Below are 23379 nucleotides of genomic sequence, written 5' to 3'. Positions count from 1 at the left end.
CGTTCTATCGGCTTGAAAGGCGGCTACTTGAGCGGCGCCCTTAAATTTCAGGCTCCTGGCGGATCAGTGCGCGGTATTGCCCCGGCGTCGATCCGGTCCATTTGCGGAACGCCTTGTAGAAGGCGCTGGTGTCGGCGAAACCCAGCTCTTCGGCCAGGTCGGCGAAGTTGCCGTCGCCGCTGTCCAGCCATGCAAGGGCGAGGTCGCGGCGCAACTGGTCCTTGAGTGCCTGGTAGGACTGCCCCTCGGCGGCCAGCTTGCGGCGCAGGGTCGAGGGCGCCATGTAGAAGTGGCTGGCCAATGCGTCGAGGTCCGGCCAGCGCTCGAACTTCAGGCTGCGCAGGTAGGCCTTGGTACGTGCAGCGAGGCTCTGCGGGTCGCGGTAGCGCACCAGGATATTGGCCGGCGCGCCACCCAGGAATCGCCGCAACTCGCGCTCGTCGCGGCGCACCGGTAGCTCCAGCGCTTCGGCGTTGAACAACAGGCGCGACTGGCGGCGGGCGAAGCGCAGATTGTCACAGAACATCACCCGGTAGTCCTCGATGAAATCCGGCCGTGGACAACGCAGCTCGATGGCGAGGATCGGGATGCGCCGCCCCACCAGCCAGCAGGCCAGGCCATGCAGCATCAACCACAGGGTGAAGTAGCAGAAAGCGCGAGGCGCGGAGCTTGCAGGCTCGTCGAGGGTGATCGAGGCGACGCCGTCCTGGCGCACCAGGCGCGGCGAGAAGTCGTCGAACACCAGGCCCATGAAGCGCAGCGCGGCGTTCATCGCCGCTTCCAGGGTCGGTTCGCGGATCGCAGCAGCGGCCATGAAGTTGAAGCTGCCGGACTTCATGCGCCGGGCATTCATGCCGAAGAATTCGTCGTCCATCTCCTTCGCCAGGCGCAGCCAGAGCCGCGCGTAAGCCTGGCTGGAAACCCGCGCGTAAGGCTTGCCGAACAGCTCCGGGGCGATGCCGGCGGCGGCCAATAGAGGCCCGTCGTCACGGCCGGCGCGACGAAACTCGGCCAGCGCTTCGCTGACCAGGCGGATGGAGATGGTGCCCTTCTCTACGCCCATGGCGCGCCGATGTCAGGGACGCACGCCTGGGCGCAGGAAGGTGTCGAACGCTCAGCCACGCTTGGCGCGCACCTCGTCGATGCTGATTTCGCGCATGCGGAACTTCTGGATCTTGCCGGTCACCGTCATCGGGAACTCGTCGCAGAAGCGGAAGTGGCGCGGCACCTTGAAGTGGGCGATGGCGTTCTTGCAGAAGGCGCGCAGCTCGTCCTCGGCGACGCTGTGGCCGGGGTGGAACTTGACCCAGGCCACCAGCTCCTCGCCGTACTTCTCGTCGGGAATGCCGATCACCTGCGCGTCGGCCACGGCGTGGTGGGTATAGAGGAACTCCTCGATCTCGCGCGGATAGATGTTCTCGCCGCCGCGGATGATCATGTCCTTGCTGCGCCCGACAATGCGCACGTTGCCCGCCTCGTCCATCTCGGCGAGGTCGCCGGTGAGCATCCAGCGCGCCGGGCTGATGGCCTCGGAAGTCGCCTGCGGGTTGTTCCAGTAGCCGAGCATCACGCTGTAGCCACGGGTGCAGAGTTCGCCGATGGTGCCGCGCGGGACGACGCGGCCGTCGGCGTCGATGATCTTGCTTTCCAGGTGCGGCTGGGTGCGACCGACGGTGGTGACGCGGGTTTCCAGGTCGTCTTCCGGGCCGGTCTGCAGGGACACCGGGCTGGTCTCGGTCATGCCGTAGGCAATCTGTACCTCGGCCATGTGCATCTCGTCGATCACGCGGCGCATCACTTCGATCGGGCAGGTGGCGCCGGCCATGATGCCGGTGCGCAGGCTGGAGAGGTCGAAGTCGTGGCGGGTCGGGTGATCCAGTTCGGCAATGAACATGGTGGGCACGCCGTACAGCGCGGTGGCCTTCTCTTCTGCCACCGCCGCCAGGGTTGCCTCGGGCTCGAAGCTGGGCGCGGGGTAGATCATGGTGGAGCCGTGGGTCAGGCAGCCGAGGTTGCCCATCACCATGCCGAAGCAGTGGTACAGCGGCACCGGGATCACCAGGCGGTCGTGCTCGGTGAGGCCGAGGCTGTCGCCGACCATCAGGCCGTTGTTGAGGATGTTGTAGTGGCTGAGCGTGGCGCCCTTGGGGAAACCGGTGGTGCCAGAGGTGTACTGGATGTTGATCGGCTCGTCGAACTGCAGCAGCGCCTGGCGCTCGGCCAGCTCGGTGGCGGACGTGCCGCGGCCCAGCGGCTCCAGCTGGCTCCAGCGCAGGAAGCCGGACGGCGCCGTATCGGACAGGCTGATCACCCCGCGCAGCTCCGGCAGGCGGTCGCTGGACAGCTCGCCCGGTCGCCCCTGCCCCAGTTCGGGCAGCAGGTCGGCAAGCATGCCGTGGTAATCGGACGTCTTGAACGCATCGGCGCACACCAGCCAGCGGCAGCCGGACTGCTTGAGCGCGTATTCGAGTTCGCTCACCCGGTAGGCCGGGTTGATGTTGACCAGCACTGCGCCGACCTTGGCGCTGGCGAACTGGGTGACACACCATTGCGCGCAGTTGGGCGCCCAGATGCCCAGTCGGTCGCCGGGGCGCAGGCCGAGGGCGAGGAAAGCGCGGGCGATGCCATTGACCACCTCGGCCAGCTCGGCCCAGGTGTAGCGCAGGTTCTGGTGACGCACGACCAGAGCCTCGCGGGCCGCGAAACGCTCTACCGTGGCGTCGAAGGCCGCGCCGACGGTCATGGCCAGCAGGGGTTTGTCCTGGGGGCCGCGGGTGTAACTCAGGTGGTTCATGGCTTTCCCTTGTTGTGCTTGTTCTGGGATCAACGCTGAACGATCGGCTCTGGCAGCGGTGCCAAAGCACCGAGAGCCAACCTACCCCGCCGGACTGACTGACCGGTCGCGGGCGACGGAGAATGTTTACGTTAACGTAAAGGTAAACGCAACCCCGACCATCGGCAGAACGATGTTGGCGGGCGCCTCCGCATCATTCAGGATAGCTACTCACAAAGCGTGCCATTCGGCCTGAAAGCCAGAGGTGGCGAGGCCTTGAGAAGAGTTTCGGAAGTTCGCCTCCCAACCGCTGCGGTTGCATTTCGCAACAGCTCGAGCTGGTAGCTGAGCTACGGCCGCCAGTACCAGTCGTGGCCTTGCCTGGAGGACGTCGGCACGTCTCAGGCTGTCGCAAACTGAGACGCCCAGCGCCAGGTGCGCTAGCGCAGGCCTTGCAGTAGAATTCGACGAAAATGCCTACATGGATGTAGACAAATTCCCACTCAACGCTTGCGAATCACATCCATGACTACTCGTCGTTCGATACTGAGCCTGCTGTTTGCCTGCGCCGCTGTTGTCTGTACATCGAACTCCTTTGCTGCCACCCCCAAGGCGGCCTCCGCCAAAGAACTTGTCCTCGCCTCCGGCAGCGCGCTGGTGGTCGACCTGGAGAACGGTAAGACCCTCTACTCCAGCAACCCCAACCTGGTAGTGCCTATCGCCTCGGTGACCAAGCTGATGACCGCGATGGTTACCTTGGACGCCAAGCTGCCGATGAACGAGCTGATCCCCGTGGACATCTCCGAGACCGCCGAGATGAAGGGCGTGTTCTCCCGCGTCCACCTGGGCAGCATGATCAGCCGCCAGAACATGCTGCTGTTGGCGCTGATGTCCTCGGAAAACCGCGCCGCCGCCAGCCTCGCCCACAACTACCCGGGCGGCTCCAGGGCCTTCGTCGCAGCCATGAACGCCAAGGCGAAATCCCTCGGCATGACCAGCACTCATTATGTCGAGCCCACCGGCCTGTCGATCCACAACGTTTCCGACGCCAATGACCTGATCCGCCTGGCCAAGGCTGCCTACACCTACCCGCAGATCCGCCAGTTGAGCACCACGGCGACCAGCGATGCGCGCTTCAGCAAGCCCAGCTATTCGCTGAGCTTCTTCAACACCAACCCGCTGGTGCGCAACGGCAAGTGGGACATCCGCCTGACCAAGACCGGCTTCACCAACGACGCCGGCCACTGCCTGGTGATGGTTACCATGATGAACGGCCGCCCGGTCGCCCTGGCCCTGCTCGATGCCTTTGGCAAACGCACCCACGTGGCCGATGCCGGTCGCATCCGCCGCTGGGTCGAAACCGGTGTCGCTTCGCCGGTGCCCGCCGTCGCCCTGCAATACAAGGCTCAGCGCAGCCAGGCCCGCGCGGCCAGCATGACCGCCACCGCCGAGTAAAGCCCTCCGCGCTGGCGGAGTCCGCTCCGCCAGCGCCCTCTCCTTCCCCCTTTCCCTGTCGTTTCAGCCCTGCTGGATGGCGCTTCCGTCACTTATATGCCAATCATCATTCAATGCTAGTATGATGACCGTAATATTTAATCGAAGTGCTGGAGCCCGCGATGACCGAACTGACACCGACCCGTGAACAGAAGATTGCCGCCTGGGAAGCGGCGGCCGCGCAAATGCGCCAGCGCCTGGCCGAGCCTGGCGTGATTGCCGTGCAGGAACTGCGCAGCAAGACGCCCCAGGAGTTCTTCGACGGCATCGGAGCAGGCGAGCTGCCCGCCCCGCCGATCAACGCGCTGATCGGCTTCGTCCCGCTGGAATGGAGCCAGGGCCGCTTCATCTTCCAGGGCACCCCGGACATGCGCCACTACAACCCGCTGGGCACCGTGCACGGCGGCTACGCGGCCACGCTGCTGGACTCGGCCATGGGCTGCGCGGTGCACACCATGCTCGAACCGGGCCTGGGCTACACCACCACCGACCTGCGCATCAGCTACATCCGCGCACTGACCCGCGACACCGGACCGATCCGCGCCGAGGGCACGATCGTGCATGTCGGCCGCTCCACCGCCCTGGCCGAAGGCCGTCTCTACGACGTGGACGGCAAGCTCTACGCCACCGGTTCCACCACCTGCCTGATCCTCGGGCGCTGACAGCTGTTCAGGAGACCGACCATGACTTCCGTAGTGATCGCGGGTTATGCCCGCTCCCCGTTCCACTTCGCCAAAAAGGGCGCGCTGATCGACGTACGCCCGGACGACCTCGCCGCGCAGACCGTCAAGGCACTGGTACAACGCAGCGGCCTGGATGCCAGCCTGATCGAGGACCTGATCATGGGCTGCGCCTATCCCGAGGGCGAACAGGGCATGAATATCGCGCGCATCACCAGCTTCCTCGCCGGGCTGCCGGAAACGGTGGCCGGCGCCACGGTGAACCGTTTCTGCGGCTCGTCCATGACGTCCATCCACTTCGCCGCAGGGCAGATCCAGCTCGGCGCCGGCGATGCGTTCATCTGCGCCGGCGTGGAATCCATGACCCGCGTGCCCATGGGTGGCTTCAACCTGTCACCCAACCCGCACCTGCTGGCCGAATTCCCGCAGGCCTACATGCCGATGGGACAGACAGCGGAAATCGTCGCCGAGCGCTTCGGCATCTCGCGCGCGGACCAGGAAGCCATGGCGGTGGACTCCCACGCCAAGGCGGCCCGTGCCCGCGAGCAAGGGCTGCTGGCCGCGGAGATCGTGCCCATCGACACACCCAACGGCGTGGTCAACGAGGACGGCTGCATCCGCCCCGGCACCAACCTGGAGGCGCTGGCGCAGCTCAAACCGGCGTTCGGCGGCAGCGTCACCGCGGGTACTGCCTCCCCCCTCACCGATGGCGCAGCGGCCGTGCTGGTGTGCAGCGAAGACTTCGCCCGTGCCCATGGGCTGAACATCCTGGCGCGGGTGAAAGCCGTCGCCGTGGTTGGCTGCCCGCCGGAAATCATGGGCATGGGCCCGCTCTATGCCACCCGCAAGCTGCTCGACCGCGCGGGTCTGCGCATGGCCGACATCGACCTGGTGGAAATCAACGAAGCCTTCTCCAGCCAGGCACTGGCCTGCCTGCGCGGGCTTGAGCTGGATATCGACCGCGTCAACCTGCACGGCGGTGCCCTGGCCATCGGTCACCCGCTGGGCGCAACCGGTGCGCGCATCACCGGCAAGGCGGCGGCGCTGCTGAAGGAAACCGGCGGGCGTTATGCCATTGCCACCCAGTGCATTGGTGGCGGGCAAGGTGTGGCGACGTTGCTGGAAGCTGTTCGCTGACGGTTACCGAGCGCTTTTGACGTTTGTGGGAGCGAGGGGGACGCCTGGTCCTTGCTCGCGAACCTGGACCCGCTGCGGGGGTTCGTTCGCGAGCAAGCTCGCTCCTGCAACTCCATCCACACCTCTGCCCTGAATCACCTCCCCTCGCCCACCCTGCGTTAGAATGTCACCCAGCATTCCATGCACCGCAGGAGACACCCGGTCATGCGTTACTCCGAAGACCACAAGGCCCAGACCCGCGAACGCATCATCAACGAGGCGGCGCAGCGCTTCCGCAGCGAAGGCGTCGACGCCACCGGCCTGCAGACGTTGATGAAGGCGCTGGGCCTGACCCACGGCGGCTTTTACGCGCACTTCAAGTCCAAGGACGAACTGGTGGAAATCGCCCTGCAGCAGGCCGCCGAGCAACTGCGCCCGGTGGTCGACCAGCAGTTCGCCAAGGACGACCCACTGCCCGGCTTCATCGACCAGTACCTCTCCACCGGCCATCGCAACACGCCGGGCAAGGGCTGCCCGTTGCCGACCATCTCTGCCGAACTGGGCGCCCGCGGGCATGCCAGCGCCACCACGGACGCCATCGTCCAGGCACGCATCAAAGCCATCGAGCAGGCGCTGCCAACCGAGCATGCCGAGGACCAAAGCGTCGCCCTGCTCGCCACCCTGATTGGCGCGCTCGTGCTGTCGCGCAGCGTGGCGGACACCGAGCTGGCCGAGCGCATCCTGGACAGCACCCGCCGGCACCTGAAGCGGGAAATCGGCGCGGCGGAATAAGAGACACCCGCAGGACCGAGGGGGACGCCCAGTCCATGCTCGCGAACCGCTTGGCAGCGTGCCTTGCAGGTTCGCGAGCAAGCTCGCTCCTACAAAGAGCCGCGCATAAAAAAGCCCCGGCGCAAGGCCGGGGCAAGCTTTTCGCCACTCAGTTACTCGGTTAGCCCACTGCAACTCCGTAGCGCTGCGCCGGCACGCTGCGCGAGAGGTTCGGCGCCAATTTCAGGCGCGCAGCGGTGAAGGCGTCGAACTCGCCGGCATCCGGCAGCGCCGGCAGGGTCACTACTTCGCCCTGGGCCAGGCCGGCCAGCGCGGCGTCGACCATGTGGTTCACGTCCATCAGCATTTCCGCCGGCAGTGCGGAGATATCGGTGCCGGCGCGATCCCAGATTTCAGTGCGGGTGGCACCCGGCAGCACGGCCTGGATACGCAGGCCCTGCGGCGCCAGTTCCTGCTGCATGGATTGGGTCAGGTTGAGCACGAAGGCCTTGGTGGCGCTGTAGCTGCCGTTGAACAGCTCCGGCGCCAGGGCCAGCACCGAGGCCACGTTGATGATGGTGCCGCGCCCGCGCCCGCGCCCGGCGAAGGCCTTGGCGGCAGCGCCGGCCAGGCGCGCGGTGGCGGTGACGTTCAGCTCGATCATGCTTTCCAGGCGGTCCAGGTCGGTCTCCAGCAGGGTGCCGTTGATGGCGACACCGGCATTGTTCAGCAGCAGGCTGATGCTGCTGTCTTCGGCCAGGCGCGCTTCGACTCGGGCACGATCCTCGCGACGGGTGAGGTCGGCCTTGAGCACATCCACGGAAACGCCGTACTCCTCGCCCAGCCGTGCGGCCAGGGCCTCCAGGCGTTGCTGGTCGCGGGCCACCAGCAGCAAGTCGTAGCCCTGGGCGGCGAAGCGCTGGGCGTAGGTGGCGCCGATGCCGGAGGAAGCACCGGTGATCAGTGCGCGGCCCAGTTCGGATTTGGCATTCATGGTTCTGTCTCCAGTGAGGCGGTTGCCCCGCATGCAAGGTGGGTAGGGCCGATTGGCCGTCTGGAATGTCCGACCCGATTCAGATTATGGCCGTCATCTGAAGGTGAATATTATGCTCATAATATTAACTGTCAAGGTCCATTCCCTGAGGGTGACGAGTGGTAACCGGCGTGGCGACAGACCGCACCGCACGGGCCATGAAGGCCATTGGGCGGTTTAGATTGCCCATTCTAGAGCGCTCGCGAGAACCTCTCGGGCGTCTCCACACAAGAACAAGCCGGGAGCCACACCTGCACCTTTCTGCCTGTCTCAACACCGGCGTTGCCGGAGGAGGACACATGCGATTGCGCTGCTTTTTCCTGGGCTGTGTTTGGGATGAAGGGAATCTGACCGAGATCGGCCATGTGCCGATGCTGTGCCAGCGCTGTGCGCGCTGCGGGGCGCAGCGGTACCTGAGGCCCGCTCCGGAAATCTGAGCCGGGATTGCGGGCCGGAAACGAAACTGCCCGGAGCACGCAAGTGCTCCGGGCAGTCCGGTACAGCGGAGGTGAATCAGTTCGCCACGAAGGCCTGGCTGGTGGTGATCGCCATGTCGCCGCCCGGCAGCTTCAGATCGCCGATGCGCTCCAGGCTGTCGGCATCGTAGATCGCCACGTCGTTCAGGGTGCCGGTCAGGTACAGCTTGTTGCCGGCCTTGTTGGTCGACAGGCAGTAGTAGGAGTGGTCCAGGTTCGCCGCCTTGACCAGCTTCTGCTCCTTGATGTCGTACTTGGCCAGGCGGTTCAGCACGCCGTAGATGACATTGCGGTCCTTGGCCGAGCGAATACCGCTGAAGTACACCTCGGTGACCGGGCCGAAATCGACGGTCTCGGTCTTGCCGGTGGCCAGGTCGATGTTGAAGAAGCCGTAGAGGAAATCGGCCGTGGCCATGTCCTGCTTGGCGTCCTTGAACTTCGCCGTGGTGTAGAGCAGCGAGAAGTCACGCGGGTAGGTCTGCTGGTTCCACACGTAGAGCACATCTGGCGGCGCGTAGTTGGGGCGCTTCCAGTTGCGGCTGGGGATGATCACGTCGAACTTGCCGGTCTTCACGTCCACCTTGTAGATGTCCGGGCCCGCCACGTAGAGGGTGCCGTCATCGCCGCTCTGCATGATGGTCAGCTGGCGCGGCGCCGGGAAGGTGCGCACCGGCTTGGCGCCCATGCCGTCGGCCACCGAGTAGACCTGCAGGCGCGGCTGCTGCACTTCGTAGTGTTCGGAGAGGATCAGCGTCGGGTTGGCGATGGCGTAGATCTCCTTGCCGTCGTGGCTGACGGTCATGGAGAACATCGCCCGCGCGTTCTCGCCCGGCTTCTGCGCGATGGTGGCGTGGAACACCGGTTTGCAGTCATCGAGCTGGATGCCGTAGATGTCCGCATAGTGGTTGCTGAGGATGTAGGCGACCTTGCGATCCGGCGACAGCTGGGTCATGCCCGGGCCATAGGCGCCGGGGATCGCGCAGGTCTTGTAGAGCTTGTCGGTCTGCATGTCGATGACGTGCAGGTTGTTCGGGTAGTTGGTGCTGATCAGGTACTCGTGGCCACTTTCCAGCGCTTTGCCGGTGTCGGCGCCGGCATCGGCGGCGACGGCTTGCAGCGCGCAGGCCAGCGAGAGGCCGCCGAGCGCGGCGGCGAATGCTTTTCTGGACATGCAGGTTTTCCTCTTGTTCTTCTGGTCCATGCTCTTTGGGCCGATATTCGTCAGTCCGGTCATTTGTCGTCCGGGAATACGGTGCCGAGGTTGCGCCAGTTCTCGGCCGAGGCCTGCGCATCCTTGTTCCAGTCGGGGTAGGTGCTCATCATGTCCGGCACCTGGGCCGGCCACCAGCAGGGGTCGGAGCAGCCGTAGAGGTCCGCTTCCATCGGCTGGCAGAGCGAGGACACGCCGCCGAACACGTCGACTTCCCAGCCCGGGTCGGTGGTGGCCGCGCAGCCGGCCACGGAGTTCATCGCCACCACGTCCTCGATGCGATCCTCGGCGGCGGCCTGTTCGAGCTTCTGTGCTTTGGTGTTGATCGCTTTCAGATGTTTCATGTCAGTGCGCCTTCCGCGGGGTGATGTGGCGGTCGATGAAGCTGGGGTTGGAAGCCATGATCCGGCTGTAGACCTCGATGCCGAAATCGACCCAGTCCCTCATCAGTTCGCAGTAGTGGTAGGTGGGGTGCGCCGGGTCGCCGTAGCGCGCATAGCTCTCGTGGTAGCAGCCGCCGGAGCAGAGGTTGCGGATGTGGCAGCTGGCGCAGCCGGTGTCGGTGCGGTCCAGACGCTGGGAGAGGAAGTCGTTCAGCTCGGCCTGCTTCACCCCTTCATGGACGTTGCCGAAGGTCGGCAGCGAGGAGCCGGTGAAGCGATGGCACAGGTTCAACTCGCCCTTGTGGTCCACCGCCAGCATCTTCAGCCCGGCGCCGCACGGCAGGGCCTTCTTCTGCCCTTCGTGGATATCGGTGATCAGCTGGTGCAGGTTGGAGAAGCCGATGTTGCGCCCTTCCAGCGCCTCGTCCAGGTAGCGCCGGCCGAGGGCCTTCATGCCGGCGAAGACCGCCTTCAACTCGTCCCCGGTGAGGTTGTAGCTGCTGATGTCGCCCGAGGTGACCGGGGCGAAGCCGACTTCGGCAAAACCCATCTCGTTGAACAGGTGGTTCCAGATGGTCTCGACATCGGTGACGCCGGTGGTCAGCGTCACCCGCGCGCCGACCGGCCGCGCGGTGTAGCGCGACAGCAGCATGTCGGCCTTGCGCCGCACCACGTCATAGGTGCCCTGCCCGCCCACGGTGATGCGGTTGCGGTCGTGCACCGTCTTCGGCCCGTCGATGCTGATGGACAGCCCGAAGCGATGGGCGTTGAGCCAGTCGACGATTTCCTCGGTGAGCAGCGTGGCGTTGGTGGTCATGACGAAGTCCACCGTCTTGCCCAGTTCGCCGAAACGGCGCTCGCAGTACGCGACCATGTGCTCGATCAGCGGGCGGTTGGACAGCGGCTCGCCGCCAAAGAACACCACGGTGTAGCGCTGCTCGTCGGGGGACTCCTGGATCAGCATTTCCACCGAGGCCTCGGCGGTTTCCGCACCCATCTTCTTGCCGGCGGAGGGCTTGTCCAGGTCTTCCTTGTAGCAGTAGGTGCAGCTGAGGTTACAACCGGTATTGACGTTCAGCACCACGGTATTGAGTGCGGTGCGGTCAACCTTCTTGATACCGATTTCAGGGGTCAGCGGCGAGCCGTCGCTGACCAGCTCCAGCGCGATCAGCTCGCGCAGGGTCTCGTCGATTTCCTCGGCGCCGAAGCGCCCGGCCAGGCGTTGGGTCAGCTCGTCCGGCGAGCAGGCATGCCCGCGCAGCGCGTCGATGATCCCGCCGGTCAACTCGTCGCTGGCGAACAGCGAGGAGCTGGGGATATGGAACAACAGGCGGTCGGCGTCGACCTGCACTTCATGCAGGTTGCGTTCGACCAGATTCAAGATGGCGCCCATGGCGACCTCCCGGAACTTGCTTGCCAATCCCCGTCCGAAGACGGGGTTCAGGGGTTCAGTTCATCCGATCCCGCATCACGGAATCGGCGGGTTGTTCCAACGCTGCACGGTGACGATCATGTGCCCTTCGCCCTTGTGCGACTGGCCAGCGTCGTCCACCGCGGCAATCACCTTCAGGTTGCCGGCGTTGTTGGTCATCATCTTGCGCGCCGGGTTCGGGCCGGCGTCGCCCGGCGTGAAGATGCCGCTGTCGGCGTCCATCACCCCGGCGAACTTCACGTCCTGGTCTTCCTTGGCGCGGTCGTCGAACGGCTCCACCGACCACTGCGCGGGGAACACGCCGATGCGGAACGGTTTGCCGTCGGCACCCTTGCCCCAGGCCTCGGCGTCGAAGCTGCCCTGGACCTTGGGCGTCGAGCCGCCATTGCCGCCGATGCGGGAGATGGAGAACTCCGGCACCACCTTCACTTCGGCGATGTCCTTGTACACCGCGAGGCTGCCGCCCTTGGCGCTGCCCACGGCAACATCGCGCTCGCCGACGGCAGCGGAGTCGGCGGCCTTGACCTTGACGGTCACGCGCTCGGGCGTCGCGGAAACCACCGACACCACCTCGACGCCTGGGCCGAACGACGGCTTGCCTTTCAGGCCGCTGCCGATGACGCTGACTTCGGTCTCGGCGCCCGCCTTCAGGTACGCCGGCTGCACGCCCAGGACGCGGCTGGTGCCGTTCTGTGCGGCGACGAAGTCCAGGCCGCGCTCGTCGTGGGCCTTGTCGAACATGCGGCCCTGCATCTGGCCGTTCAGGGCGGCGAACACCTGGCGCATGGTGACGTCACCGACCTTCACCGCGCCGCGCCATTCGTAGCCGTTGTAGAGCACAGCGCTGCCCTCGCCATCGAACGGCGAACCGTCGGCATACTTGCCGGTCACGCTGACCTTGAAGGCGTCGTCGCCGTCCTTTGCGACTTTCATGCTGCCGGCGACATCGCCCTTGCCCGGCATGTGCCCGGCGAAGCTCCACTCGCCGGCCAGTGTCTCGGCCTTGGGCCGGTTCTTCTGCCAGTCGCTCCAGGCCTTGTCTTCCAGCGGGAAGCGTTTGGCCAGCTCCGGGACCATCTCCTTCTTCGCCAGGTAGAACCAGTCACGGTCACGGGCCAGGGCCTGGTATTCCAGCGACGGCCAGCGGCCGAGGTGGAAGTTCACCAGCTTCTCCCACTCCGCCGCCGGGCGGCGCTGCAGGGCGATGCGCGCGCCCGAGTGGCAACGGGCGCACATCTGCTCGAAGTTGGTATCGAATGTCTCGACGGTGTTCAACCGGCGCTCGAGGGCGTAGCGCACGCCTTCGGTCTCGCTGGGCGCCAGGCCCTGCTTGTCGGCGAGGAACTTGACCACCGCACGACGCTCCTCGTCGGTGATCTTCAGGCCGTACATCACCTGCATGCGGCCGATACTCATCAGCCAGCCCTCGGGGGTCTTCCGCTGATGACTGATACGGCTGAGGGAGTTGTTGCCTTCGGGCGTGTGGCACGCCTGGCACTTGGCGTTGATGATCGCCTGACCCTCGGGTGCGGCCTGGGCCGTCTGGTGCAGCGCAAGGGCCAGTGCGGCCAGGGTTCCGGCACCCAGATAGTGCCGAAGTCGTGTCATCTTCAAGGTCAGGCCTCCTCGGTATTCTTGTTGGTTATTGGCGCCCACCGATGGGCTAAGAGCGAGCTCTTGAAAGCGGTTTAGCAGGTTGTGTGCCACTCCTTTGCAAACCCCGCCTACTCAGGCTTCCGGCGGTACTTGCCGGCACGCCCGGCGGGTGGCAGCGGGGTTGCGACGTCACATTTCGCGATTGCTGTCTAACTCTGAGACAGGGCCTGTGAGACACCCTGCGAAGCAGTATGGTCCTGCCTGCGCAAAGTGCCGCCCGCCGGCAGCATCAGGGCGCCGAACAGCATGGTGAGCAGGCCGATCCAGACCAGCGAGAGGAACGGAAAGCGGCGCACCACCACCACGCTCTCAATGTCGTCGCCGGGCTGGTTGAGCAGACGCGCCGAGGCTGGCACCCATATCTGCAGATCGCCCCTCCAGCCGCGAACGATGAAGGGATGCAGCACGTAGCCGCGGTCCGAGGCGAAGCGCGCGTAGTGGTAGTCGAGGATTTCGCAGAGTTGGCGGACCGGGCCCTGGTAGGCCGGCGGGTTGCCGCGGCTGTCCTGGAACAGCGCGTGGCCAGCCAATGTGCGCTCGCCGTCGCGCAACTCGACCTTGGCCACCGCGTGGTAACCGGAGAAATCCGGGCGGCTGGAATCCGGCGAGACGCGCATCTGCATGCCGCCGATCACCGCGTGCCACTGCTCAAAGGACGTGCCCGGCGGGATGCTGATCTGCTGGTAGCTGTTCAGCGCCGTGGCGGCCAGCCCGCCCACCAGCGCAATCACCGCGCCGCCGTGCACCAGCGCCAGCCCGCCGCTGTAGCGCAGGTTGCCCAGACGTCGGCTGCGCCACAGGCTCTGCACGCCCCACAGCAGGCAACTGCCCATCAGGAAGGCGCCCCCCAGCAGCGCCGCGTCCAGCCACGGCAGTACCCGCACGATGTTCTGCGAGAGCATGCCGTCACCGTTGTAGCCGCCGCTCAGCCAACCGCCGCGCCAGCCGGTCCAGAGCATCAGGGCGGCCATCAGGGCGGTTGCCAGCAGTGCCGGCCGCGGTCGCCCGCAACGGTGCAGGAAGCTGTAGCCGCCCATCAGGCCGAGGGCCGCCAGCAGCGGCACGACCCAGTGCGCCAGGCTGTAGCCGTTGACGTCCCACTGGTCGAAGGCGCGACGCAGGCTGTCCATCTCGGCGGTGGTGGCCCAGGCGGTCAGGGTTTCGAAGAAGGGTTTCAGCTCGCTCGGCCGCTCCATCCCCAGCCATTCGTAGAGGTGCGCCTGGAGCAGCGCGCCCAGGGCCAGCAGGCCGGTGCCGGCGAACAGGTAGATGGCCACGTCGAGCGTCCAGTCCGAGGCTCCGCGCCGCCGCCCTGCCCGCTTGCGGGATCGCCATCCGGCCAGCAGGTGGAACGCCGCCAGGGCCAGCAGGATCGCCGCCAATGCCAGGTGGCTGAGCCAGGACGTGGTGCCGATGTAGCGGTGCGAGCTGGCCAGCACCGTGCTGCGGGTCACCGCCATGGCGCCGCAGGCCATGGCCGCCGCCAGCAGGCTGAGCACCGGTAGCAGACGTGCGTAGGCGCCGTCAGCGCGCCAGCGACGGGCGCCGTGCAACACCGCGCCAAGCAGCGCCCAGATGATGAAGGCCGAGGTCTGCACCGGGTCCCAGTGCCACAGCTGGCCGTAGGTGAAATCTTCCATGGCCCAGGCCATGCCGACGCCAATGCCGGCGCTGAGGATCAGCCAGGCGCGACGGCTATAGCGCGGCATCACCCAGGCATAGGCGTGCCCGCCTCGCCCCAGCGCTTCGAGCGCGGCCCCGGCGGGCGCCAGCACCCAGGCATAGGCGCAGAGAATCAGCGGCGCGTGCAACGACATCCAGAACGTCTGCAGGTGCGCGTTCATGCCCTGGCTCGGCTGCGCCGCCAGCCAATCCCCCGGTGTCGCACTGAACGGCCCGAGCCAGGCGGCGGTGGCGGCATACCAGGCAGCGATCAGCGCCATGCCGCGCCCCGCCCAACCGGGCAGCGCGGCGCTTTTCAGGGCGATCGCCATGCAGAAGGTCGCCAGCAGCAGCACCGTGCCTTCGTCGCCACCCCAGAGATTGGAAAACTTCAGGTAGGCCGGCAGCCCCGCGCTGCTGTAGAGCCACGCATAACGCAGCTGAAAGTGGTCGGCCACCAGGTGCAACGCCAGCGCCAGGCAGGCGCCGCAGAGCGCACCGACGGCAATCGGCCAAGCCGGCCCTCGCCATTCATGGCGGATGGCGCCCAGGGCAATCAGACCCGCCAGCCCCCAGAGCAAAGCGTTGCCCACGCCGGGCAGCAACCACAGCAAAAGGCAGGTCAGCGCGGCGGCCGGCGGCCCCGCCATCCACGGCAACGACAGATGCATCCTCTTCAAGCCAGGCCTCCTTGTGCAGCGCCGACGCGGCGCTTGGCGAAACCCAGCGCTCTTCACGTTGCGTGCCAGGGGGGAAAATCCTTGTGAAACAGCAGGCTGCGCTCACGCGATGGGCAATGCGGCGTGGCAGATCGCGACAGCTGTAGCAGCCTGAGACAGCTCCACCCGTTATAGACGATGGTCTAACAGCAGAAAGCCATCATCGAATACCGCTCCCGAGAAAGGCGCCAGCCAGACGCGTCACTTCCCACCGCTTGTCCAGAACAGGTGCCAATCCGCGCCAGCCGGGGCTTTTCCGGTGATGGCCAGTGGATATCCGCGGCAGGCCGATTATGCTTCTCATTGACCTTGCGACGTGCCGCAGGGCTGCCTGTATTCAAGCTTCGCGCAATCCGTACGACCTGACATCAGCCCTGGGCTCGAGTGCGGTAACGGTATTGAGGGACTCCGGCCCAACACAACAACAAGACGGAGACGAACATGGCACAGACATACAGCCCGTCCGCGGGCAACGCGCCTTCCACCGGAGTGACGAAGGAGGAGCGCAAGGTCATCTTTGCCTCCTCCCTGGGCACCGTTTTCGAGTGGTACGACTTCTACCTCTATGGCTCCCTGGCGGCGATCATCGCCAAGCACTTCTTCGCCGGGGTCAACGAAACCACCGCCTTCATCTTCGCCCTGCTGGCCTTCGCCGCCGGCTTCGCGGTGCGGCCCTTCGGCGCCATCGTGTTCGGCCGCCTGGGCGACATGATCGGGCGCAAGCACACCTTCCTCATCACCATCGTCATCATGGGCGTGTCCACCGCCGTAGTCGGCCTGCTACCGGCCTACTCCACCATCGGCGTCGCTGCGCCGATCATCCTCATCACCCTGCGCCTGCTGCAGGGCCTGGCGCTGGGCGGCGAGTACGGCGGCGCGGCGACCTACGTCGCCGAGCACGCGCCCAAGGGCAAGCGGGGCTTCTTCACCTCGTGGATCCAGACCACCGCGACCCTCGGCCTGTTCCTCTCGCTGCTGGTGATCATGGCCTGCCGCACCGTGCTCGGCACCGAGGCGTTCGAAGCCTGGGGCTGGCGGATTCCGTTCCTGCTGTCGATCCTGCTGCTGATCATCTCGGTGTACATCCGCCTGCAACTCGCCGAGTCGCCGGTGTTCATGAAGATGAAGGAAGAAGGCAAGGCCTCCAAGGCGCCGCTGACCGAGTCCTTCGGCCGCTGGGAGAACCTCAAGGTAGTGATCATGTCGCTGCTCGGCGGCACCGCCGGCCAGGCCGTGGTCTGGTACACCGGGCAGTTCTACGCGCTGTTCTTCCTGCTGCAGACACTGAAGATCGACCCGCAGACCGCCAACCTGCTGATCGCCGGCTCCCTACTGCTGGGCACACCGTTCTTCGTGTTCTTCGGCAGCCTGTCCGATCGCATCGGCCGCAAGAAGATCATCATGACCGGCTGCATCCTCGCGGCGCTGACCTACTTCCCGATCTTCCACGGGCTGACCCAGTTCGGTAACCCGGACGTGTTCGCCGCCCAGGAGAAGAACCCGGTGACGGTGGTCGCCGACCCGAGCGCCTGTGCCTTCCAGTTCGACCCGGTGGGCAAGGCTAAATTCGTCAGCTCCTGCGACATGGCCAAAAGCCTGCTGGCCAAGCGCGCGATCCCCTACGAAAACCTCAAGGCCGAAACGGGCGCCGTCGCCCAGGTGCACATCGGCGACAAGGTCATCGCCAGCTTCGAAGGGGCCGGCATGCCGGCGGCAGAGTTCAAGGTGCAGTCCGAAGTCTTCACCGCGCAACTGGCCGCCTCGCTGAAGGAAGCCGGCTACCCCGAGAAGGCCGACCCGGCGAAGATCAACCACCTGATGATGCTGGTGCTGCTGACCGTCCTGGTGATCTACGTGACCATGGTCTACGGCCCCATCGCCGCGTGGCTGGTGGAGCTGTTCCCGACGCGTATCCGCTACACCTCCATGTCGCTGCCCTACCACATCGGCAACGGCTGGTTCGGCGGCTTCCTGCCCACCGTCGCCTTCGCCATGGTGGCGGCCACCGGGGACATCTACTACGGGCTCTGGTACCCCATCGTCATTGCCGTGATGACGGCGGTGCTGGGCATTCTGTTCCTGCCGGAGACCAAGGACCGGGATATCACTCACTGATCTGTCGTGCCACGCCGGAGAGCCCCTCTCCCCAGCCCTCTCCCTGAAGGGAGAGGGGGTGTTCGTGCCGTTCTGGCTACCGTGATTCCCGGCGACTACGCGCTATCGCACCCCAGCGAAAGCAGCATGTCAGCAGGAAAGTACCGTGGCCACGCTTCGCGCCAGGCCAGTCCCCTCTCCCTTCAGGGAGAGGGTTAGGGAGAGGGCACGCCCAACTCCGCTCCCTCTGAAAACGCCCCTTCAAACGTCTCAACTGCTGTCGCAATGTGCGACAGCAGCTCCACTTCGTCGTCATTCATAAATGAAATAATTATTTAAATTTCAATTAGTTAAATGGAAATAACAGCCTTGGCACAGCCGTTGCGATGCTCCGCCTCAACGTTCCTGGAACAGACAACAAGAGGCCACCGCAATGCTCGCTTCCCTGCCCATCAAGCCCGAATCCCGCGCCTTCCTGCAGCGCGCGCCGAAGATGCTCATCGGTGCCGACTGGACCTCCGCCAGCGACGGCGCCCTGATGGACCTGCGCAATCCGGCCACCGGCGAAGTGCTCTGCCAGGTGCCGGCCGGCACCGTCGCCGATGTCGACCGCGCCGTGCGCGCCGCACGCCAGGCCTTCGATGACTCCGCCTGGAGCCGCACCCGCCCGCGCGAGCGGCAGAACCTGCTGTGGAAGCTCGCCGAGCTGATGGAGCGCGATGCCGACCTGCTGGCCGAACTCGAATGCCTGAACAACGGCAAGAGCGCCGCCGTCGCCCGCGTGATGGACGTGCAACTGGCCATCGACTTCCTGCGCTACATGGCCGGCTACGCCACCAAGATCGAAGGCACCACCGTGGACGTATCGATGCCGCTGATGCCCGACGGCGACTTCCACGGCTACATCCGCCGCGAAGCCGTCGGCGTGGTCGGCGCCATCGTCGCCTGGAACTTCCCGCTGCTGCTGGCCTGCTGGAAGCTCGGCCCGGCGCTGGCCACCGGCTGCTCGGCGGTGCTCAAGCCCGCCGACGAGACGCCGCTGTCCGCGCTGAAACTTGCCGAACTCGTCCTCGAAGCGGGCTACCCGGCCGGCGTGTTCAACGTCGTCACCGGCACCGGCATCACCGCGGGCGCCGCCCTCTCTCACCACCCGCTGGTGGACAAGCTGACCTTCACCGGCTCCACGCCGGTGGGCAAGCAGATCGGCAAGGCGGCCATGGACAACATGACCCGCGTGACCCTGGAACTGGGCGGCAAGTCGCCGACCATCGTCATGGCCGACGCCGACCTGGCCACCGCCGCAGCCGGCGCCGCCCAGGCGATCTTCTTCAACCAGGGCCAGGTCTGCTGCGCCGGATCGCGCCTCTATGTGCAGCGCAAGCACTTCGACAACGTGGTGGCCGACATCGCCGGCATCGCCAACGGCATGAAGCTGGGCAACGGGCTCGACCCGAGCATCGACATGGGTCCGCTGATCTCCGCCAAGCAGCAGAAACGCGTGTTCGACTACATCGAACTGGGCCGCGACAAGGGCGCCACCATCGCCTGCGGCGGCGAGCAGTTCGGCCCCGGCTACTTCGTCAAGCCGACGGTGATCGTCGACGTCGACCAGAAGAACCCGCTGGTGCAGGAAGAGATCTTCGGCCCGGTGCTGGTCGCCCTGCCCTTCGACGACATCGAAGACGCCCTGCGCCTGGCCAACGACAGCCCCTACGGCCTCGGCGCGAGCGTCTGGTCCAACGACCTGGCGGCGGTGCACCGCATGGTGCCGCGCATCAAGTCCGGCTCGGTGTGGGTCAACTGCCACAGCGCGCTGGACCCGGCGTTGCCCTTCGGTGGCTACAAGATGTCCGGCCTCGGCCGCGAAATGGGCGCCGCCGCCATCGAGCACTACACCGAGCTGAAGTCGGTGCTGATTCGCCTGTAACTCTCCACTCGTCTACCTCGTCCGCGCATCCTCTGTGCGGGTCTTGCATCCCCCGGACGCGGCAGCGCACGGGGGATTTTTTTGCGCTCAATCGCGATCCGGCGCTCCCAGCGGGAACAGTGTCCGCAGAGGTCGCGCATCCTCCACCGCGCGGGCGAAGGACGGGCGCGCCAGCAGGCGCGAACGGTAGGCGCGCAGGGTCGGGTAGCGGTCGCCGATGGGGTGGGTCCAGTCGGCGTAGAACAGCGAAGGTGCCGCAGCGCAGTCGGCCAGGCTGAAGCTGTCGCCCGCCGCCCAGGCGCGCCCGGCCAGTTCCTCTTCCAGCCAGGCATAGGCCAGTTCGAGCTTGCTCACCGCGTGGGCCAGGCCTTCGGCACGCTTGCTCGCCTCACCGCTCATGGCCCCCAGCACGGCGTGCTGCACCGGGGTCATCACGTGCCAGTCGAAGAAGCGGTCGAGGAAGCGCACGTCCAGCGCCTTCAGCGGATCGTCCGGCAACAGCCGCACCGGGCCGGGATGCTGCAAGTGGAGGTACTCGATGATGATGCTGGTCTCGGCGACGCTGTGCTCACCGTCGAGCAGCACCGGGAACTTCGCCAGCGGCCACAGGCGCAGCCAGTGCGCACCGTTGTCCGGCTCATCCGGGCCCAGGCCGCGGAACTCGAAGGGCGTGGCGTTCTCGTACAGCGCGATCAGCACCTTCTGCGTGTAGGAGGAAAAGAGATGGCCGAAAAGGACAAGGGACATGGCGGAATTACCTGGGGTGGACCAAAGCCTTGAGCCTAGCCCCGAATGCAGGGGAGCGACCGACGGCCCCGCCGACCGGCCATGTCGTTTTTGGCGATGCCCACGACGATGTCGAGTAACTCACAGCTCAGCCACTGCCTTAGCTTGAGTCTCACGGCGCCCCCATTCCCAGCCCGCCCACGGCCATCGGGCGTTCACGGTTGACGCTTGCCCACAGGAGAACCGCCAATTGGTCGAACGCCGCCAGTTCAGTGGGGCCATGCAGAGGCGCAACCTGCGCTATCTCGACGGAGAGTCCCGGGAGCCCGGCCGTCTCGCGCGGGTAGGCTTCCTGCTGCTGGAGCACTTCTCCCTGCCGGCCTTCACCCAGGCTCTGGATACTCTGGTCACCGCCAACCTCATCCGCGCACAGACCTTCGCCACCCAGACCTTCAGCCTCGATGGCGAGTCGGTCACCAGCGACCTGGGCCTGGTGATCTGCCCCGGCGCGACACTGACCTCGGCGCAACTCGCCGAGCTCGACCTGCTGGTGGTCTGCGGCGGCTTGCGCACCTCGCTGCGCGCGATCCCCGAGCTGACGCGCCTGCTGCGGATCGCCGCCGACCGCGGCATCGCCCTCGCCGGCCTGTGGAACGGCGCCTGGTTCCTCGGCCAGGCGGGCCTGCTGGACGGCTACCGTTGCGCCATCCACCCGGAGAACCGCGCGGCGCTGGCGGAGATCGCCCGGCACAGCGATGTCACCAGCGAGAGCTACCAGGCCGACCGCGACCGCCTCACCGCCGCCAGCCCCACCGGCGCCTTCAACCTGGTGCTGGAGTGGATCAACGCGCGCCACGGCCGCGAACTGGTGGACGCCATCGTCGACATCCTGGCCTTCGAGGAGTCGCGCTTCCGCCGCACTCGCCCCGCACTGCACGAGAAGCTCAGCGAGCCATTGCGCGAGGCGATCAACCTGATGAGCGCGAACATCGAGGAACCGCTGAGCCAGGACCAGCTGTCGAACTACGTCGGGCGCTCCAAGCGGCAGATCGAGCGACTGTTCCAGGACCAACTGGGCACCACGCCGGTACGCTATTACCTGGAGCTGCGCATTACCGAAAGCCGTCGCCTGCTGCAGCATTCCAGCCTGCCGATGTACGAGGTGGGGCTGGCCTGCGGCTTCGTCTCGCCCAGCCATTTCAGCAAGTGCTACACGTCCTTCTACGGCTACTCGCCGTCCAAGGAGTCGCGCTTCGGTTGCGTGAAGGCGGTGCGCACAGTGGAGCGGTTGTAGAGGCACGCTTCGCCAATCGGGCCGGCGCCTGGTCGCTAATATGGCCCATTAGCACACCAGATCATCGAAAACGTCGCACCCAGCGCTTCTGGCAATAAAAAACCGCGCCCTGGGCGCGGTTTTTCATCCTGCTGGAAGCAATCGACCGATCAGCCCAGCGGCGGCGTGCTCGGCGGCACCAGGCGCTTGGAGCCGGTGGCCTCGAAGGCCGCGGCAAAGGTCAGCAGCGCCGAGTCGTCATAGGCGCGACCGGCGAAGGTCAGGCCCACCGGCATGCCGATGTCGGCCATCACGCCCATGGGCACGGTGACGGTCGGCACGCCCAGGTGACGGATCGCCAGGTTGCCGTTGGCCACCCAGATGCCGTTGCTCCAGGCGATGTCGGCCGACTCCGGATTGACGTCGGCGTCCGCCGGGCCCACATCGGCCACAGTGGGGAACAGCACGGCGTCCAGCTTCAGCCCGTCCATCCAGTCTTCCAGATCGAGCTTGCGGGTCTTTTCCAGGCCACGCAGGCCGTCGGGCAGGGTCTCGATCTGGTCCCAGGTCTTCAGGCCGCGCTTGGCCATGTTGACGTACTCGTCCATGCCGGCGACCAGGTCGTCCTCGCGGTTGGGCAAGGTGCCCGGATCGTGCGGGAATATCTGCGGACCATCGACGTCGGCCAGCTTGTTCAGCTTGGGGTCGCCGTTGGCGCGCAGGAAGTCGTCGAAGCCCCAGCCGGACAGCTCCCACAGTTCATCGTGGAGGAACTCGGGGGATACGATGCCGCGGTTGAATACGGTCGGCGCGCCGGGACGGTCGCCCTCGCAGTTGGAGACCAGCGGGAAATCCACTTCGACGACTTCGGCGCCGGCAGCTTCCAGGGCCTTGCGGGCCTGTTCCCAGAGGTCGATGACCGAGGCGCGGGTGTTGATGCGCTGGCCGGTCGGGCCGCCGATGCCAGGCTTCTCGCTGGTGCCGGCCAGTTCGTCCTTGTTGATGAACATGCGCGGCACGCCCAGGCGCTTGCCCTTGAGGGCTTCGGGGCCGGCGGCGAGGTCCAGGTAGGACGCCGGGCGCACTTCGCTGACGGCGGGGATCGGCACCCACGGCTGCAGGCGCCACAGGTCACCGCGCTTGTCGGCGTCTTCAGCGACGACCACGTCGAGCACTTCCAGCAGGTCGGCCATGGTGCGGGCGTAGGGCACCACCACGTCCATGGTCGGGGTCAGCGGCCAGTTGCCACGCACCGAGATCACGCCACGGGACGGGGTGTAGGCGCACAGGCCGTTGTTCGAGGCCGGGCCGCGGCCGCTGGACCAGGTTTCTTCCGCCAGGCCAAAGGCCGAGAAGCTCGCGGCGGTCGCAGTGCCGGCACCGTTGGAGGAGCCGGAGGCGAAGGGCGCGGTGAGGAACTTGCGGTTGTACGGGCTTTCAGCACGGCCGTAGACGCCGCGCTGCATGCCACCGTTGGCCATGGGCGGCATGTTGGTCTTGCCCAGGCAGATGGCGCCGCCGGCGCGCAGGCGCTCGACGGTGAAGGCGTCGCGGTAGGCGATCAGGTCCTTGAAGGCCGGGCTGCCGGAAGCGGCGGTCAGGCCTTTCACCAGGTAGCTGTCCTTGGCGGTGTACGGAATGCCGTCCAGCGGGCCGAGGGTTTCGCCACGGGCGCGGCGGGAGTCGGAGGCTTCGGCTTCCTTCAGGGCCTCGGGGTTGCGCACGACCACGGCGTTGAGCTTGGTCGGGCCATCGTAGGCATCGATGCGCGCGAGGTAGGCCTTGACCAGTTCGACCGAGGTGGTGCGGCCCGACTCGAGGGCTTCACGCAGCTGCGCAATGGAAACTTCGGTTACCTCGATCATGCTTTCACCGTCGGCTGAAGGTTGGTGGGATGGGGCAGGTCTGCGTCGCGAAGGACCCAGACGGCGCAAGTCGGAAAATGCGTGTTCAT

General features: G+C 66.1%; 18 protein-coding genes. 8 read left to right on the top strand and 10 right to left on the bottom strand.

The window, feature by feature from the left end:
* Positions 1-40 precede the first annotated feature (40 nt).
* Positions 41-1063 carry an AraC family transcriptional regulator gene (locus GJV37_RS09470; protein WP_193452375.1) on the bottom strand — a complete coding sequence of 341 codons (1023 nt, stop codon included), beginning with the start codon at positions 1061-1063 and terminating at the stop codon, positions 41-43.
* 51 nt (positions 1064-1114) lie between these two features.
* Positions 1115-2794 carry an AMP-binding protein gene (locus tag GJV37_RS09465; protein WP_024765566.1) on the bottom strand — a complete coding sequence of 560 codons (1680 nt, stop codon included), beginning with the start codon at positions 2792-2794 and terminating at the stop codon, positions 1115-1117.
* A 504-nt stretch (positions 2795-3298) separates the two neighbouring features.
* Here GJV37_RS09465 and pbpG point away from each other — a divergent pair.
* From pbpG to GJV37_RS09445, 4 genes are all read left to right on the top strand, one after another.
* Complete coding sequence (pbpG, locus tag GJV37_RS09460) at positions 3299-4228, top strand: D-alanyl-D-alanine endopeptidase (RefSeq protein WP_169887798.1); 930 nt, start codon at positions 3299-3301, stop codon at positions 4226-4228.
* A 161-nt stretch (positions 4229-4389) separates the two neighbouring features.
* Positions 4390-4929: a PaaI family thioesterase gene (locus GJV37_RS09455; RefSeq protein WP_414602907.1), complete on the top strand. Its 540-nt coding sequence runs from the start codon at positions 4390-4392 to the stop codon at positions 4927-4929.
* Positions 4930-4950: 21 nt separating this feature from the next.
* Positions 4951-6084: a thiolase family protein gene (locus GJV37_RS09450; RefSeq protein ID WP_193452374.1), complete on the top strand. Its 1134-nt coding sequence runs from the start codon at positions 4951-4953 to the stop codon at positions 6082-6084.
* Positions 6085-6288: 204 nt separating this feature from the next.
* The gene (locus GJV37_RS09445; RefSeq protein WP_065084108.1) at positions 6289-6855 is read left to right on the top strand and encodes a TetR/AcrR family transcriptional regulator; all 567 of its coding nucleotides are present in this window, start codon (positions 6289-6291) and stop codon (positions 6853-6855) included.
* 160 nt (positions 6856-7015) lie between these two features.
* Here GJV37_RS09445 and GJV37_RS09440 read toward each other — a convergent pair whose 3' ends face one another.
* Positions 7016-7828: an SDR family NAD(P)-dependent oxidoreductase gene (locus GJV37_RS09440; RefSeq protein WP_193452373.1), complete on the bottom strand. Its 813-nt coding sequence runs from the start codon at positions 7826-7828 to the stop codon at positions 7016-7018.
* A gap of 197 nt (positions 7829-8025) precedes the next feature.
* Here GJV37_RS09440 and GJV37_RS29800 point away from each other — a divergent pair, with 197 nt between their 5' ends.
* A complete protein-coding gene (locus GJV37_RS29800) occupies positions 8026-8304 on the top strand; it encodes a PSPA7_2676 family Cys-rich small protein (RefSeq protein WP_420852374.1) in 279 nt (92 codons plus the stop codon).
* A gap of 76 nt (positions 8305-8380) precedes the next feature.
* On the opposite strand, the gene peaD is transcribed toward GJV37_RS29800, so the two are convergent.
* From peaD to ccsA, 5 genes are all read right to left on the bottom strand, one after another.
* A complete protein-coding gene (gene peaD / locus GJV37_RS09435) occupies positions 8381-9514 on the bottom strand; it encodes a quinohemoprotein amine dehydrogenase subunit beta (protein ID WP_024765570.1) in 1134 nt (377 codons plus the stop codon).
* A 59-nt stretch (positions 9515-9573) separates the two neighbouring features.
* Positions 9574-9897 (bottom strand): quinohemoprotein amine dehydrogenase subunit gamma, encoded by a 324-nt coding sequence (gene qhpC, locus GJV37_RS09430; RefSeq protein WP_015477047.1) that lies wholly within the window; start codon positions 9895-9897, stop codon positions 9574-9576.
* A gap of 1 nt (position 9898) precedes the next feature.
* Positions 9899-11329 (bottom strand): quinohemoprotein amine dehydrogenase maturation protein, encoded by a 1431-nt coding sequence (gene peaB, locus GJV37_RS09425; RefSeq protein WP_193452372.1) that lies wholly within the window; start codon positions 11327-11329, stop codon positions 9899-9901.
* A 75-nt stretch (positions 11330-11404) separates the two neighbouring features.
* Positions 11405-12976, bottom strand: coding sequence for a quinohemoprotein amine dehydrogenase subunit alpha (peaA, locus tag GJV37_RS09420; protein WP_193452371.1), 1572 nt, complete (start codon positions 12974-12976; stop codon positions 11405-11407).
* A gap of 197 nt (positions 12977-13173) precedes the next feature.
* Entirely contained in the window at positions 13174-15357 is a 2184-nt protein-coding gene (ccsA, locus tag GJV37_RS09415; protein WP_169887945.1) for a cytochrome c biogenesis protein CcsA, read from the bottom strand.
* A 489-nt stretch (positions 15358-15846) separates the two neighbouring features.
* Between ccsA and GJV37_RS09410 the strand changes: the two genes are divergently transcribed.
* Positions 15847-17520 carry an MFS transporter gene (locus tag GJV37_RS09410; protein WP_170859626.1) on the top strand — a complete coding sequence of 558 codons (1674 nt, stop codon included), beginning with the start codon at positions 15847-15849 and terminating at the stop codon, positions 17518-17520.
* Between the two features lie 412 nt (positions 17521-17932).
* Positions 17933-19426, top strand: a complete 1494-nt coding sequence (locus GJV37_RS09405; RefSeq protein WP_170859625.1) for an aldehyde dehydrogenase family protein — start codon at positions 17933-17935, stop codon at positions 19424-19426.
* Between the two features lie 87 nt (positions 19427-19513).
* Here the strand turns inward: GJV37_RS09405 and GJV37_RS09400 are convergent, their stop codons facing one another.
* Positions 19514-20173 carry a glutathione S-transferase family protein gene (locus tag GJV37_RS09400; protein WP_024765576.1) on the bottom strand — a complete coding sequence of 220 codons (660 nt, stop codon included), beginning with the start codon at positions 20171-20173 and terminating at the stop codon, positions 19514-19516.
* 259 nt (positions 20174-20432) lie between these two features.
* Between GJV37_RS09400 and GJV37_RS09395 the strand changes: the two genes are divergently transcribed.
* Positions 20433-21446: a GlxA family transcriptional regulator gene (locus GJV37_RS09395; protein WP_170859635.1), complete on the top strand. Its 1014-nt coding sequence runs from the start codon at positions 20433-20435 to the stop codon at positions 21444-21446.
* Between the two features lie 149 nt (positions 21447-21595).
* On the opposite strand, the gene GJV37_RS09390 is transcribed toward GJV37_RS09395, so the two are convergent.
* Positions 21596-23290, bottom strand: coding sequence for an amidase (locus GJV37_RS09390; protein WP_170859624.1), 1695 nt, complete (start codon positions 23288-23290; stop codon positions 21596-21598).
* Positions 23291-23379 lie beyond the last annotated feature (89 nt).

It is taken from the genome of Pseudomonas nitroreducens, assembly GCF_010994165.1.
Classification (GTDB): domain Bacteria; phylum Pseudomonadota; class Gammaproteobacteria; order Pseudomonadales; family Pseudomonadaceae; genus Pseudomonas; species Pseudomonas nitroreducens.
The sequence above is the reverse complement of the archived record's forward strand: the minus strand, read 5'-3'. Positions and strand labels throughout refer to the sequence as shown.